We start from the raw sequence: 14,488 nt of genomic DNA on the forward strand, positions 1-14,488 counted from the left end.
TTGGACCCCGCCCCGCCAGGACCCCGCCCCGCCAGGACCCCGCCCCGCCAGGACCCCGCCCTTCCCTGGGGGGCGTGCCCAGGTCCAGTCTATCGGCCCCCACCGACCAAAACCGCCGTTCGCGCCAACCACCCACAACTTATCCACATGGGGGTGAACCCTGTGGACAACTCCGCGCCCCAACCCGCAACCCTGCCCCGCACCAGCCCGCAACCCCGACCCGCGCCATCCCTCAACCCGGCCCGAACCGACCCGCAACCCCGACCCGAACCGACCCGCAACCCCGACCCGCACCGACCCTCAACCCCGACCTAAGTCGTACCCCTGGCAATACCCGAGTAGGCCGCCCCCGCCACCCCACCCCCGGTACCCTGCGAAAAGCACATTCCGCGACAGCAGGGGGTTCGAACAGTGCACATCGACCAATGGCTGGAGGCGATCCCGCCGCTCTCGGTGTACCTGATCGTCGGCGCGGTGATCATGATCGAAAGCCTCGGCATTCCGCTGCCCGGCGAGATCGTGCTGGTCAGCGCCGCCCTCTTGGCCTCGCAGCACAGCAACCTCAGCCCCCTCTGGATCGGGATCCTCGCCAGCGCCGGCGCCATCATCGGGGACAGCATCGGTTACCTGATCGGGAAGACCGGCGGGCAACGGCTGTTCGCCTGGGCGGGCCGGAAATTCCCGAAGCACTTCGGCCCGACGCACATCGCCAACGCCGAACGGATCTTCAACAAACGCGGTGTCTGGGCCGTCTTCCTCGGCCGCTTCATCGCTTTCCTGCGCATCCTCGCCGGCCCGCTCGCCGGGTCGCTCCGCATGCACTACCCGAAGTTCCTGCTCGCGAACGCCGCCGGCGGGATCGTCTGGGCCGGTGGCACCACCGCCGCCGTCTACTACCTCGGCGTCGTCGCCGAAGAGTGGCTCGGGAACTTCTCCAAGTACGGCCTCGTCGCCGCCGTCGTGATCGGCATCGTCGTCTTCTTCGTCATGAAGAAGCGGCTCGGCAAGAAGCACGAGAGCGACGACGTGACGCCGAAGCAGGAAGAGAACGCGGCCTAGACCGTCACCAACTCCGGCGCAGGCTTGCGCGCCGGGCGCAGCGAGCCCAGCAGCACCCCCGCGATCACCACGACGGCGGCGCCGACCTCCAGCCAGGTCGGCCGCTCGCCGAGGAACGCGAACGACGCCGTCAGCCCGACCACCGGCACCAGCAGCGAGAACGGCGACACCACGCCGGCCGGGTTGCGGCGCATCAGCGTCGTCCACAGGCCCGAGCCGACGACCGTCCCGATCAGCACCACGTACGTCAGCCCGCCCAGCGCGGTCAGGCCCGTCGGCGTGCCGAGCGTCGTCAGCGACCGCCACTGCGCGGCCGGGCCCTCCATGACCAGCGACAGCGCGAACATCGGCAACGGCGGCACCACCGACATCCACAGCGTGAAGTGCAGCGGGTTGTCCGGCTCGGCCTTGCGCGTGCTGAGGTTGCCGAACGCCCAGCTCAGCGCGGCCAGCAGCGTCAGCACCATCGGCAGCAGCGCCGCGTGCCCGGACTGCTGCCACGCGATCGCCGCCATCCCGGCGACGGCCAGCACGATGCCGGTCAGCTGGTGCGGCGTGACGCGTTCGCGCAGGAAGACCGCGCCGAGCAGCACCGTGAACGGCGCCGACGCCTGCAGCACCAGCGACGCGAGCCCGGTCGGCATCCCGGTGTCCATCGCGATGAACAGGAACGCGAACTGCCCGGTGCCGAAGCCGAGGCCGTAGCCGAGCAGGTGCCGCACCTTCACCTTCGGCCAGGGCACGAACAGGATCGTCGGCACGGCGATTACGGCGAACCGCAGCGCACCCGCGAACACCGGCGGGAACTGGCCGAGGGTGGCGTGGATGGCGAGGAAGTTGAGGCCCCAGAGGACGGCGACGAGCACGGCGAGCAGGCGGTCACGAGCGGGCATACGTCCACTCTGACAACGCCGACCGTGAAGGACCAGCGAGAATATCTGCAGGGACTGTGTAGCCGCGCTTCAACTACGCTGGGGTCGTGGACCTGGGTCGCCTGCGCACGCTGCGCGAGTTCGCCGACCGCGGCAGCGTGACGGCGGCCGCGCGGGCGCTGCACTGCACGCCGTCCGCGGTTTCGCAGCAGCTGCGTGCGCTGCAGGGCGAGGTCGGGCTGCCGCTCACCGAACCGGCCGGGCGCGGGCTGCGGCTGACCGACGCCGGCCGCGCGCTGGTCGCCCGCGCCGACGAGGTGCTGGCCGCGCTCGAACGCGCCGAGTCCGAATTGGACACCTACCGCAGCGCGCCGCGCGGGCGCGTGCGGATCGCGATCTTCCAGTCGGCCGGGCTGATGCTGCTGCCGGGGCTGCTGACCCGCGTCGCCGGGTACGACGGCCTCGAGGTCGACGTCCGCGACGTCGACATGACGCCGCCGGAGGTGCCGGGCCTGGTCGCGGACTACGACGTCGTCGTCGCGCACCGGGACGAGCACGCGCCCGAGTTCGACCAGGACCGGCTCGACGTCGTGCCGCTGCTGCGGGAGCCGCTCGACGTGGCATTGCCGGCCGGACACCGCCTGGCGAGCCGGCGGCGCGTCGAGCTGGCCGAGCTGGCGGACGAACGCTGGATCGGCGTCGACCACGGCTTCCCGGTGGACGACGTGCTGCGCTCGCTGACCGTCCGCACCGGCGTCCGGCCGGTGGTGGTGCAGCGGATCAACGACTTCCGGATCACCGAGCGGCTGGTCGCGGCGGGCCACGGGATCGCGCTGGTGCCGCGCTACACGATCGACACCCGCCGCGGCAGCGGCTTGGTGAGCCGCCCGCTGGCCGGCATCCGCGCGGCGCGGCTGGTGGAGGCGGTCTGCCGCACCGGCGCGCTGCAGCGCCCGGCGGTCGCCAAGGTGATCGACGAGCTGCGCGCGGAGGTCGCCCAGCTCACCGCCTCGTGAGTGGGAAACAGTGTGCTAACCCTGTTTCCCACTCACGACCCGGAAGCCGCGCAGGTAGGCCAGGGCGATGCCCAGCGCGTCTTCGAGCGCCGTGAGGTCGTGGCGGATGTGGGCCAGCAGCAGTCCACCTTGGACGGACGTCATCGCCGCCTGCGCCAGCCGCGCCGGGTCGGCGTCGGGAGCCAGTTCTCCCTTGTCCCGCAACACTTCCAGCCCGCGCGTCAGGTGGGACTCCCACGTCCGGTAGGCCTGGTCGACCAGCGGCGCGAGCTTCGGGTTGTCGCCGACCTCGCCGGCGAGGTTGCCCAGCGGGCACGCGATCGGGCCGCCCGCGCGGCGGTGGACGTCCAGCAGCTGCTCGGTCCACGTCTCCAGATCGGCCCACGACGACAGCGTGAAGATCGCCGGCTGGTTGCCGAGGATCTGCTCGAGGTAGCGGTCGATCACCGCCCCGACCAGCTGTTCCTTGTTCTTGAAGTAGTGGTACATCTGCGATTTCCCGGCCCCGCTCGCGGCGAGCACCTTGTCGACGCTCGTGCCCGCGACGCCGTCGACGTACATCAAGCCCGCCGCCGCGTCGACGATCGCGTCACGCGTCCGCTTGCCGCGCGGGGTCGAAGCCGCTTGCGTCTCCATGTACTGAATAGTACAGTTCGCGTCACTGTACCGAACAGTACAACCGAGCCAGGGGGATCCCATGACGCTCAACAACGCGCTGACCGGAGTGAACGACCACCTCCGCGACGCCTTGCCGCCGGAGATCTTCGAGGTCCTCGAAGCGGACCGGCGCCGCGCCGCCGGGACGAAGTTCGCCGAAGTGGGCGAGAAGATCGAGGACTTCACGCTGCCCGCGGCCGATGGCGCACCGACGAGCCTGGGCGACCTGGTCGCGGACGGGCCGGCGGTGCTCGTCTTCTACCGCGGCCAGTGGTGCCCGTACTGCAACCTGACGCTGCGCACCTACCAGCAGGAACTCCTGCCCGAGCTGACGGCGAGGAACGCGACCCTCGTCGCGATCAGCCCGCAGAAGCCGGACGGCCCGCTCCCGGACCTGGACTTCCCGGTGCTCTCGGACGTCGGCAGCACGGTCGCGCGGGGGCTCGGGCTGAGCTACCCGGTGTCCGCCCCGGTCCGCGAGGCGATGGAGCAACTCGGCACGGACCTCGAGCAGGTCAACGGCACCTGGGAGCTGGTCCACCCGGCGGTGGTCGTGGTGGATCAGGACCGGGCACTGCGGTTCGTCGACGTCCACCCGGACTTCACGACGCGGACCGAGCCGGCCGACATCCTCAAAGCGCTCTAGCGGACCGCTTGACGCTGTAGGTGATCACCGAACCCAGGACCAGGGCGACGCCCAGGGAGAGCAGCATGCTGATCCCGGGTTCGGTGATGATCCGGCCGCCCGCGTAGCCGAGGAAGGCCACGTAGGACGTCCAGAGCGTGACGCCGACGGCGGAGGCGGTGAAGAACTCCGCCATCGGCCACCGCAGGGAGCCGGCGAGCAGGGCGCCGACCGTCCCGCCGGACGGCAGCCAGCGGGCGACCACCAGCACCGGACGCGGGTGGCGCTGCAGCCGGCCGTCGAGCCAGCCGATGCCGGCGGCGATCTTCCGCCGCCGGCTCAGCCGGTTCAGCGCCGCCCGGCCACCGAACCGGCCGAGGGCGTAGAGCGCCTGGTCGGACGCCAGGCACCCGGCACTCGCGACCGCGATCACGACCGCCAGCGACGTCCCGCCCTGCGCCGCCGCGACGCCCATCCCGAGGAGCGTCACCTCGGTGGGCAGCAGCGGCACCAGCGAGACGACGAACAGCACCAGCAGTCCGGCCGTAGTCGCGTCCACACCTCCATTAACCGCCTGCCGGGCCCGGAAAACTCCTGATCGAGGAGTACTCACAGGAACCCGACAGGCGGCCCACAGGTTCAGCGGTTGGCGCGGTTGACCGCCGAGACGACCGCGCGCAGCGACGCCGTCACGATCGACGGGTCGATGCCGATGCCCCAGAACACCCGGTCCGAGATCGCGCACTCGATGTACGACGCCGCGCGCGCGTCGTCGCCAGGGGAGAGCGTGTGCTCGGAGTAGTCCAGCAGGCGCAGGTCGAAGCCCACGGTCGACAGCGCGTCGAAGAACGCCGCGATCGGGCCGTTGCCGCGGCCGGTGACCTCGTGCTCGTCGCCCTCGACCTTCACGGTCGCGGTGATGTCGTACTCGCCGTCACCGTTGTCGCGGACGTGCTGGCGGACCAGCTCCAGCGGCGTCTTCAGCTCCAGGTACTCGGCCGAGAAGGCGTTGTACATCGTGGCCGGGTCGACCTCGCCGCCCTCGGTGTCGGTGTAGCGCTGGATGACCTTCGAGAACTCGATCTGCAGGCGCCGCGGCAGGTCGAGCTGGTGCTCGGCCTTCATGATGTAGGCGACGCCGCCCTTGCCGGACTGCGAGTTGACCCGGATCACGGCCTCGTACGTGCGGCCGACGTCCTTCGGGTCGATCGGCAGGTACGGGACCTCCCACGGGTACTCGTCGATCGGGACGCCCTGCTTGTCGGCGGCGTCCTTCAGCGCGTCGAGGCCCTTGTTGATCGCGTCCTGGTGGCTGCCCGAGAAGGCCGTGAACACCAGGTCGCCGCCCCACGGCGAGCGCTCGCCGACCGGTAGCTGGTTGCAGTACTCGACCGTCCGCTTGATCTCGTCCATGTCGGAGAAGTCGATCTGCGGGTCGATGCCCTGGCTGTAGAGGTTCATGCCCAGCGCGACCAGGTCGACGTTGCCGGTGCGCTCGCCGTTGCCGAACAGGCAGCCCTCGATGCGGTCGGCGCCGGCCTGGTAGCCCAGCTCGGCGGCGGCGATGCCGGTGCCGCGGTCGTTGTGCGGGTGCAGCGACAGGATCACCGAGTCGCGGCGCTCCAGGTTCCGCGACATCCACTCGATCGAGTCGGCGTAGACGTTCGGCGTCGCCATCTCGACGGTCGCCGGCAGGTTCAGGATGACCGGCTTCTCCGGCGTCGGCTGCCAGATCTCGGTGACGGCGTTGCAGACCTCGAGCGCGTAGGACAGCTCGGTGCCGGTGTAGGACTCGGGCGAGTACTGGAAGCGGAAGTCGGTGTCCGGCTGCTTCGCGGCCAGCTCGACGACCATTTCCGCGGCCTGCGTCGCGATCTTCTTGATGCCCTCGCGCTCCTCGCGGAAGACGACGCGGCGCTGCAGGATCGAGGTCGAGTTGTAGATGTGGACGATCGCCCGCGGCGCGCCTTCGAGCGACTGGAAGGTCCGCTCGATCAGCTCGGGACGGCACTGGGTCAGCACCTGGATGCTGACGTCGTCCGGGATGGCGCCCTCTTCGATGATCTCGCGGACGAAGTCGAAGTCGGTTTGCGACGCGGCCGGGAAGCCGACCTCGATCTCCTTGTAGCCCATGCGTACGAGCAGGTCGAAGAACTTCCGCTTGCGCGCGGGCGACATGGGGTCGATCAGGGCCTGGTTGCCGTCCCGCAGGTCGACGGCGCACCACAGCGGCGCGCGCTCGATGCGCTTGGTCGGCCACGTGCGGTCGGGCAGGTCGATGTTCTCGACGAGGTCGTACCAGGGGCGGTAGCGATGGACCGGCATGGAGGTACCGCGCTGGGTGTTCCAGACGGGCTGGTCAGCGGGCGCGGGACGAGAGGGCTTGCGGATCTTGCTCATGGGATTGGGGGTGTCTCCAGCTCGACGGGTGCGACCGGCACCACGAAGCCCCGCGACGAGGAGCCGGTCGGATCAGGCCCCGTCGCGGCAGCGAAGCAGGAGAACACGCGCCACGCCCCCACCATAACCACGGAACGCGGGATGAGGGAAGCCGGGAGGCCCCCACCGTGGGTTACCTGTGGGTAGCAATTGGCCGGTGGCCGTGCGAAACTGCGAGCATGGGTGAGCACGCAGAGTCGTCGTCTTCGGCGTCATCGACGTCCTCGTCGTCCTCGGCACCATCGTCGTCGTCTTCGGAGGAGACGAAGGTGTCCCGCAGGGCGCCGGTGGACTGGCGCGGCGCGAGCGGCCGCGTGGCCTCGGTGCTGGCGTCGATCGTCCGCTGGGTGGGGTTGATCTTCGCGGCGCTACTGGTGATCCACGTGATCTTCACGGTGGGCTCGGCGAACCCGGACAACGGCATCGTGTCGTTCGTCAAGTCGTGGGCCGACTCGCTGGCGCTGGGGTTCAGCGACTTGTTCACGCCCAGTGACGAGAAGCTGCGGGTGCTGGTGAACTACGGCATCGCGGCGCTCTTCTGGCTCGTGGTGTCCGGGATCCTCGCGAAGATCATCCGCCGGGTGGGCGGGGCTTCCTGAAGGTGCCGGGGCTCAGCTCTCCGCGAGCTCGTCGTACACCCGATCGCAGATGTAGCGACGTCCGTAACTTCCTCCGGTGATCTCCCGGAGGAAACCGGCGTCCTCCAGTTTCCGGATCGCGTTGGCGGCGGTCGGATAGGAAACGCCGAGGTCCGCCTGCACCTTCGGAATGGTCATCATCGGATAGCCGATGAGGTTCACAGCCAGCTCGTGGACGGTGCCGCGGGCACCGGTGCCCTTCATCGTCTCGATGACCTCTTGGGAGAACGCCATCAGGCTGCGGATCGTTTCCGCCGCCGCCAGCGCCCTGGCTTTCACCGCTTCGGCGAAGAACCGTACCCAGGGATCGAAGTTCCCGGTCATGCTCACGGTGCGCAGGTGGTCGATGTAGTCGTCGCGGCGGGGTTCCAGCCACGGGGACAGGTTCAGCACAGGGTGCTTGAGCACGTGCTCTTCGATGAGCTGCAGCGTGATGACCAAGCGGCCGATCCGGCCGTTCCCGTCGCTGAACGGGTGCAGGGTTTCGAACTGGTAGTGGCCGAGGGCCACTTTGACCAGTACCGGCATTTCCTGATCGGCGTTTATCCACTTTTCCCAGTCGCTCACGCCCTCGAGCAGCAGGTCGCCGTTGGGCGGCGGAACGAACCTGGATTGATCGATTCCCCTGCCTCGATCCCCGATGCAGACGAGCCGCTCGCGGAGCCGCCCGGCGTCGTATGCGTCGCCCCGGGTACCCGCCACGAGAATCCGCTGAAGAGTCGACACCACCTGCAGGCAGATCGGAAGCCTCTTGATGAGGTCGAGGCCGGCGAAGGCCGCCTGGACGTAGTTCCGCACTTCCCGCACCTCCGCCGTCGGCTGATGGCTTTCGACGTATTGGGCTTCCAGCACGTCGGCGTAGGGCGCGTACGTTCCTTCGAGTGCTGATGTGCTGACGGCTTCCCGGGTCAGCGACGGTCGCACCAGCAGCCCGGGGTTCGGCAGCCGGTCGGTCAGGGCGTCCAGCGCGCCGAGTGCTCGGTCGGCTTCACTGATGATCTTGTAAGTGCCGGGTGAGAGTTCGACTACACTCGGCAGTGATGCGGGTACGAACGCGAAGTGGTCGTAGGACTGCTTGGTTCGTCCGTCAACGCCGCTGACCGGCACCAGGCGGCCGACCGGTGACTGCTGGAACGCCTCTACCTGCACTTCTAAAGCTTAGCGTACGAAGCTTTAGTTCCGCGGTCGAGTTCTAAAGGTTCTTACGGTTGGCTGCCCTGAAATGCAAGGCATGGTCGCGATCCTTCAATACTCCTCGGCCCGTTGCTCCGCTGTCGGCCCTAGATCGCCGGCTTGCCCCACTGGCCGGTGAACGCGAACTCCTCCAGCGGCACCCGCACCCGTTCCGACTTCTCCCGCTCGACCCGCCACTCCTCCTCGAGCACCTCCGGGTCCCCAGGCGAACCCACGGCGATCGCCACCTTCGGGACGGCATCATCCGGGAGCGAGAACGCGGAACGAACAGCGTCCGCCGAAAAGCCCGCCATCTGGTGCGCCACCAATCCCAGCTCCACCGCCTGCAGCACGAGGTTCTCCGACGCCAGCCCCAGCCCGTACTCGGCGTACGGCACCGACCCCTTCGCGTTCGTCGTCACCATCACGCCGATCAGCAGCAACCCCGCCCGCCCTGCCCATGCCTGGTTGCCAGAGTTCAACGTCGACAAGATCGCGTCGAACGACGGCGTTCCGCGCAGGCCCACCAGGTAGCGGGCCGGCTGGGTGTTGCCGAACGACGGGGCCCAGCGGGCCGCCTCCAGCAGCGCCCGGACCTGGTCCGGCGTGACCACGGCAGCCGGGTCCAGAGCCCGCGGGCTCCACCGCTCGGCCATCAAGGAAGCGATCGGGACGCTCGTCACAGCTGGCTTTCGCACGATCTTGACGTTACCCGTGAGTGCTGTGCGTCACTCGGGAGGAAGGGCTCCGCGCATTTCCTTGGTGTTGCGGAAGATTTACTTCCAAGCCGCTCCGGGAAGCGGCCCGCCCCACGTCAAGAGGGTGGCGGGCCGTCCAACCCCCGGTAGGCTCCCAGTCAAATCAGGGACGCGGGGGCTCTCCGGTGCCCACCAGGGAGCCGCCCGGCCCGCGAGGAGGTTCGGGCGTGGCCCTCGTGGTCCAGAAGTACGGCGGATCGTCGCTGGAAAGTGCCGACCGGATCAAGCGCGTGGCGGAGCGGATCGTCGCGACGAAGAAGGCGGGCAACGACGTCGTCGTGGTCTGCTCGGCGATGGGTGACACCACCGACGAGCTGCTCGACCTGGCGCAGCAGGTCAACCCGGCGCCGCCGGAGCGGGAGATGGACATGCTGCTCACCGCCGGTGAGCGCATCTCGAACTCGCTCGTCGCCATGGCCATCGCGGCCCAGGGCGCCGAGGCCTGGTCGTTCACCGGTTCGCAGGCCGGCGTCGTCACGACGTCGGTGCACGGCAACGCGCGCATCATCGACGTCACCCCGAGCCGCGTCACCGAGGCGCTCGAGCAGGGCTACATCGCGCTCGTCGCGGGCTTCCAGGGCGTCGCGCAGGACACCAAGGACATCACCACGCTCGGCCGCGGCGGGTCGGACACCACCGCCGTCGCGCTGGCCGCCGCGCTGAACGCCGACGTCTGCGAGATCTACTCCGATGTGGACGGTGTGTACTCCGCCGACCCGCGGATCGTGCCGGACGCGAAGAAGCTCGACGTCATCCCCTACGAGGAGATGCTCGAGCTCGCCGCGAGCGGGTCGAAGATCCTGCACCTGCGTTCGGTCGAGTACGCGCGCCGCTACGGCGTGCCGATCCGAGTCCGCTCTTCCTACAGTGACAAGCCGGGCACGACGGTGACCGGTTCTATCGAGGAGATCCCCGTGGAACAAGCCCTGATCACCGGTGTGGCGCACGACCGCTCCGAAGCCAAGATCACGGTCACCGGGGTGCCGGACCACGCCGGTGCCGCGGCCCGGATCTTCCGCGTGATCGCCGACGCCGAGATCGACATCGACATGGTGCTGCAGAACGTGTCCAGCACCGTGTCCGGCCGCACCGACATCACGTTCACGCTGTCGAAGGCCAACGGCGCCAAGGCGGTCAAGGAACTGGAGAAGGTCAAGGCGGAGATCGGCTTCGAGTCCGTTCTCTACGACGACCACGTCGGCAAGGTCTCGCTGGTCGGCGCCGGGATGCGCTCGCACCCCGGTGTCACGGCGACGTTCTGCGAGGCGCTGGCGCAGTCCGGGGTCAACATCGAAATCATCAACACGTCGGAAATCCGGATCTCGGTGCTGATCAGGGACGCCCAGCTGGACGACGCCGTGCGCGCGATCCACGCCGCGTTCGAGCTCGGTGGCGACGAGGAAGCTGTGGTCTACGCGGGGAGTGGTCGCTGATGGCGGAAGGTCTGCGGGTCGGGGTGGTCGGCGCGACCGGCCAGGTCGGCGCGGTCATGCGCAAGCTGCTGGCGGAGCGGGAGTTCCCGATCGCCGAGCTCCGGTACTTCGCTTCGGCGCGCTCGGCGGGCTCGAAACTGCCTTGGCGTGACACGGAAATCACGGTCGAGGACGCGGCGACGGCCGATCCGTCCGGTTTGGACATCGCGCTGTTCTCCGCGGGCGGGTCGACGTCCAAGGCGCAGGCGCCGCGGTTCGCCGAGGCCGGCGCGACGGTGATCGACAACTCCTCGGCGTTCCGGATGGACCCGGACGTGCCGCTGGTCGTCAGCGAGGTGAACCCGCAGGCGATCAAGGAAGCGCGCAAGGGGATCATCGCCAACCCCAACTGCACCACCATGGCCGCGATGCCGGTGCTGAAGCCGCTGCACGACGAGGCTGGGCTGGTCCGGCTGGTCGCGTCGACGTACCAGGCGGTGTCCGGCAGCGGGCTTGCCGGCGTCGACGAGCTGGCGGGCCAGGTGAAGGCGGCCGCCGAGCACGCGTCGCTGCTGACCCACGACGGCGCGGCGATCGACTTCCCGAAGCCGGAGAAGTACGTCCGCCCGATCGCGTTCAACGTCCTCCCGATGGCCGGGTCCATTGTGGACGACGGCGAGTTCGAGACGGACGAAGAGAAGAAGTTCCGCAACGAGAGCCGCAAGATCCTGAGCATCCCCGGCCTCGGCGTCTCGTGCACCTGCGTGCGCGTGCCGGTGTTCTCGGGTCACTCGATCTCGGTCAACGCGCAGTTCGCGCAGCCGCTGTCCGTCGAGCGCGCGACGGAGCTGCTGACGCACGCGCCGGGCGTCGAGCTGTCGGAGGTCCCGACCCCGCTGCAGGCCGCGGGCAACGACCCGAGCTACGTCGGCCGCATCCGCGTCGACCAGGGTGTCGAGAACGGCCTCGCGCTGTTCATCTCGAACGACAACCTGCGCAAGGGCGCGGCGCTCAACGCCGTGCAGATCGCGGAGCTGATCGCCGAGCAGCACTGACGTCCACAGTGGAGGCCCCGCACCGGATCCGGTGCGGGGCCTTCGCTTGTCACGGCCGGGTCGCGCCGTGGCAGGCCAGGTAACGCGTCTTGACGAACTCGAACACCGGCTTGCCGCCGTAGGCCCAGACGAGGGCGTCCGCGTGCGCACCGAGCACCTTGAACTGCTCGACGGCCTCGTCGCAGCGGCCGTTGACCACCAGCGCCTTGGCCGCGTACGCGCGGTCACGCAGGTTTGCCGGGTGCTCCCGGCCGTCACCGGCCAGCCACGGCAGGACGACGTCGAGTGCGCGTCCGGTTCGGTCGCTCTTCCACGCCTCGACTTCCTTCGCCTCCGCTTCGTGCGCGGCGACCAGACCGAGGCCCGCGAGCGTCGGCGACTTGGCGACGGCCTCGTCGGCGAACGCGAACATCAGCTCGTGCGAGCCGAACCACTTGGCGCACCAGTACTGCAGCGCCTGCTCGTGACCCTGCCGGTGGAGCGGGTCGCGGGCCACGAGCTCCGCCCAGACCGCGCGGAAGTCGTCGTTTTCGTACTGCCGCCCGCGGGCGACCGTGAGCATGGTGAACCACGGCGTCGGGTCGGCCGGTGCCGCTTCGGCCGCGGCGTGGGCGGCCGTTTCGGCTTCCTCGAGCACGCGGAAGAACCCGGCCCACTGGTCCTCGGAAACGTGTTCGGGGGTGAACGACGTGCGGATCTGCCAGGCCAGCGCCACCAGGCCCTGCGCGTGGACGGCTTCGGCATCCGCGCTTCCGGCCGTCCGCCACTCCTTCAGCGGAGCGTCGTCGTCCGCGGCGGCGTCCCCGAGCTGCTGCACGGCGAAGGCCCGGCGGTCCCAGTCGGTGCCGAGGTCTGCCAGCAGCGCGGCACCCGGCTGCCAGTCGCCGGCGCGGTAGGCCGTGACGGCTTCGGCGAGACACGCGTCGGCGATGAACTTCGCCGACGTCACGTCCTTGTCGGGCGGGAGCCCCCACAGCGCGACGTCCGGCATCTCGGTCTTCGGCTTGTCCTCTTGCGGGACGTACTGCGCGAGTTCGGCCGGGGAAAGCGTTTTCGCGTAGTCCTCGACGCTCATCCCGCGGGCACGCGCGGCCTTCACCAGCGCGACGGCGGCCTTGCGGCGCTTGGAGTTGAACAGGGAAAGCAACGGGATCTCCTCAGGAACGGACGGGCAGCGCGCCGGCCGCGGCCAGCAGACGGCGCAGGGGGAGGGTGTCGGGGTCGGCCGCCGCGGCGACGTCGAGGGCGGCGGGCAGGCCGGTGTCGTACGGCTCGTCGACGACGAGCTCCGGCGGGCCGGACCAGGACAGCTTCCAGCGCAGCACACCGGCTTCGGCCAGCACCGGAGTGACCACAACGGACAGTCGCTCGCGGACGGACGTCGCCAGGAACTCGCGTTTCGCCCGTGGCCCGGCCGACGCAGGCGGTTTGCTGGCCGGATCGGCCAGCTCGGCCGCGTGGCCCGCGTCGATGAGGTCGAGCGCCGCGGCCAGGGTCCGTCCGGCGAGGACCTCGGCGGCGAACCGGGCACCGGTGTGGCGGAGACCGGTGTTCACGAGCGCGTCCCAATCGAGCCGCCCCTTGGCCTTCGCCTCGGGTGACAGCCCGTCGGTCATGACGGCGTCCAGGGTCGCGGCCGGGTCGCGCAGGACCTCGCTCGCCGGGCGGGCGCCGTCCGGCCGCGCCGGCACCTCGGGCCGGGCTTCCAGCGCGGCGATCCGCGCCGGCGTCGGCGGGTGCGAGTCGTAGCGCGACGCCTCTTCTTCCGGCGGGTTCCGCCGGATCCGGTCGAGCTCCTCGGCGCGCTCGGTGTCGGCGAGCAACAGCTGGAACCCGGCGGCCAGCCGGTCGGGCAGGTAGCCGGCGTCCCAGCCGAGCGAGGCGTAGCGGTTGAGGTAGAAGTCCCAGGCCACCGCGAGGGCTTCGACTTCGCGCAGCGCGCTGGTGGCGGCCGCGGTGCCGGCGAGGCTTGCGGCGGCCACGTCGGCGGCGAACTCCTGACGGCGGCAAACCGCCGCCGAAACCGAGAAGTAGAGCTTCGCGTAGAGCACGAACAGCTTGCGGACCAGCCCTTCGAACCAGCCGTCACCGTCCAGCCCGGTCAGCGCTTTCTCGATCGACCGGCGGCCGCGGTAGGTCAGCCCGGCCAGGCGGGTGTCGCGGTTGGTGTAGTGCGCCAGCTCGTGCCCGAGCAGGGCGCGCAGCTGGTCGTGGCGCAGACCGGCGAGCAGCTGGGCGCCGATGAACATCTCGCGCCGCCGGACCCGCAGCCCGAGCCACCCCGTCTGCTCACGCACGCCGGCGTTGACCTCGCTGACCAGCGTGATCGTGTCCGGCGGCCGGGTGCCGACGGTGTCGGCGAGTTCCCGCACGAGTGCCCACAGCCCGGGCTGGCCCGCCGGCGTCACCGGCACGCCCGGCAGGTCGCCACCGCGGGTCCGCTCGATCGCGAACAGGGCCTTGAGCAAGGCGAACGAGACCGGGACGACGACGATGCCGAGCTTGATCGCCAGCAGCCCCGACTGCCGGAAGGCGTAGTACTCGGCCACGGCGAAGCCGCCGACGACCAGCAGCACCAGCACCGGGAACCCGGCCAGCAACAGGACGGCGACCAACGCGCGCCACGACGTCTTCACGGTTCCTCCCCCACACCGTCCCTTCCGGACGGTCGGCTCATTCTGCCGGACCGATCGCGTCGGCCGGATTTCTTTTCGCTCACGAACGAAAACGCTTTGGTTGTTCGCCGGGCGATGGGGGATCCTTTGCACCGCAAGCAAGACAAAG

Annotated in this window: 14 protein-coding genes; 6 read left to right on the forward strand and 8 right to left on the reverse strand. The window is 69.7% G+C overall.

Translation table 11 applies throughout. The features are described 5' to 3' along the window. Window positions 1–411: 411 nt before the first annotated feature. On the forward strand, window positions 412–1,059 hold the full coding sequence (locus ACIQWX_RS08210; RefSeq protein WP_400867217.1) for a DedA family protein: 648 nt from the start codon (window positions 412–414) through the stop codon (window positions 1,057–1,059). On the opposite strand, the gene ACIQWX_RS08215 is transcribed toward ACIQWX_RS08210, so the two are convergent. Continuing rightward, window positions 1,056–1,952, reverse strand: a complete 897-nt coding sequence (locus tag ACIQWX_RS08215; protein ID WP_400867219.1) for an EamA family transporter — start codon at window positions 1,950–1,952, stop codon at window positions 1,056–1,058. The two genes, ACIQWX_RS08210 and ACIQWX_RS08215, sit on opposite strands and share 4 nt — an antisense overlap. 86 nt (window positions 1,953–2,038) lie before the next feature. On the opposite strand from ACIQWX_RS08215, the gene ACIQWX_RS08220 reads away from it, so the two are divergent. Next, window positions 2,039–2,947 (forward strand): LysR family transcriptional regulator, encoded by a 909-nt coding sequence (locus ACIQWX_RS08220; RefSeq protein ID WP_400867221.1) that lies wholly within the window; start codon window positions 2,039–2,041, stop codon window positions 2,945–2,947. A 15-nt stretch (window positions 2,948–2,962) separates the two neighbouring features. On the opposite strand, the gene ACIQWX_RS08225 is transcribed toward ACIQWX_RS08220, so the two are convergent. Further along, a complete protein-coding gene (locus ACIQWX_RS08225) occupies window positions 2,963–3,583 on the reverse strand; it encodes a TetR/AcrR family transcriptional regulator (protein ID WP_400867223.1) in 621 nt (206 codons plus the stop codon). Between the two features lie 61 nt (window positions 3,584–3,644). Between ACIQWX_RS08225 and ACIQWX_RS08230 the strand changes: the two genes are divergently transcribed. Next, window positions 3,645–4,250 (forward strand): peroxiredoxin-like family protein, encoded by a 606-nt coding sequence (locus ACIQWX_RS08230; RefSeq protein WP_400867225.1) that lies wholly within the window; start codon window positions 3,645–3,647, stop codon window positions 4,248–4,250. On the opposite strand, the gene ACIQWX_RS08235 is transcribed toward ACIQWX_RS08230, so the two are convergent. Both ACIQWX_RS08235 and leuA read right to left on the reverse strand, forming a co-directional pair. Continuing rightward, window positions 4,237–4,788, reverse strand: coding sequence for a DedA family protein (locus ACIQWX_RS08235; protein ID WP_400867227.1), 552 nt, complete (start codon window positions 4,786–4,788; stop codon window positions 4,237–4,239). The genes ACIQWX_RS08230 and ACIQWX_RS08235 overlap by 14 nt on opposite strands. Before the next feature lie 80 nt (window positions 4,789–4,868). Continuing rightward, complete coding sequence (gene leuA, locus ACIQWX_RS08240) at window positions 4,869–6,629, reverse strand: 2-isopropylmalate synthase (protein WP_400867229.1); 1,761 nt, start codon at window positions 6,627–6,629, stop codon at window positions 4,869–4,871. Window positions 6,630–6,847: 218 nt separating this feature from the next. Between leuA and ACIQWX_RS08245 the strand changes: the two genes are divergently transcribed. Then, window positions 6,848–7,267 (forward strand): hypothetical protein, encoded by a 420-nt coding sequence (locus ACIQWX_RS08245; RefSeq protein WP_400867231.1) that lies wholly within the window; start codon window positions 6,848–6,850, stop codon window positions 7,265–7,267. Window positions 7,268–7,279: 12 nt separating this feature from the next. Here the strand turns inward: ACIQWX_RS08245 and ACIQWX_RS08250 are convergent, their stop codons facing one another. Beyond that, window positions 7,280–8,455 carry a Fic family protein gene (locus ACIQWX_RS08250; RefSeq protein WP_400867233.1) on the reverse strand — a complete coding sequence of 392 codons (1,176 nt, stop codon included), beginning with the start codon at window positions 8,453–8,455 and terminating at the stop codon, window positions 7,280–7,282. 131 nt (window positions 8,456–8,586) lie between these two features. Further along, window positions 8,587–9,177, reverse strand: a complete 591-nt coding sequence (locus ACIQWX_RS08255; protein ID WP_400867235.1) for a nitroreductase family protein — start codon at window positions 9,175–9,177, stop codon at window positions 8,587–8,589. A gap of 227 nt (window positions 9,178–9,404) precedes the next feature. On the opposite strand from ACIQWX_RS08255, the gene ACIQWX_RS08260 reads away from it, so the two are divergent. Both ACIQWX_RS08260 and ACIQWX_RS08265 read left to right on the forward strand, forming a co-directional pair. Further along, entirely contained in the window at window positions 9,405–10,670 is a 1,266-nt protein-coding gene (locus tag ACIQWX_RS08260) for an aspartate kinase (protein WP_372671620.1), read from the forward strand. Beyond that, the gene (locus ACIQWX_RS08265) at window positions 10,670–11,704 is read left to right on the forward strand and encodes an aspartate-semialdehyde dehydrogenase (protein WP_400867237.1); all 1,035 of its coding nucleotides are present in this window, start codon (window positions 10,670–10,672) and stop codon (window positions 11,702–11,704) included. The genes ACIQWX_RS08260 and ACIQWX_RS08265 overlap by 1 nt, the downstream gene beginning before the upstream one ends. A gap of 49 nt (window positions 11,705–11,753) precedes the next feature. On the opposite strand, the gene ACIQWX_RS08270 is transcribed toward ACIQWX_RS08265, so the two are convergent. After that, window positions 11,754–12,851, reverse strand: coding sequence for a DUF4034 domain-containing protein (locus ACIQWX_RS08270; RefSeq protein WP_400867239.1), 1,098 nt, complete (start codon window positions 12,849–12,851; stop codon window positions 11,754–11,756). A 10-nt stretch (window positions 12,852–12,861) separates the two neighbouring features. After that, a complete protein-coding gene (locus ACIQWX_RS08275; RefSeq protein ID WP_400867241.1) occupies window positions 12,862–14,340 on the reverse strand; it encodes a M48 family metalloprotease in 1,479 nt (492 codons plus the stop codon). Between the last annotated feature and the right edge of the window lie 148 nt (window positions 14,341–14,488).

The organism is Amycolatopsis sp. NPDC098790 (assembly GCF_044759945.1).
In the GTDB taxonomy this organism is placed as follows: domain Bacteria; phylum Actinomycetota; class Actinomycetes; order Mycobacteriales; family Pseudonocardiaceae; genus Amycolatopsis.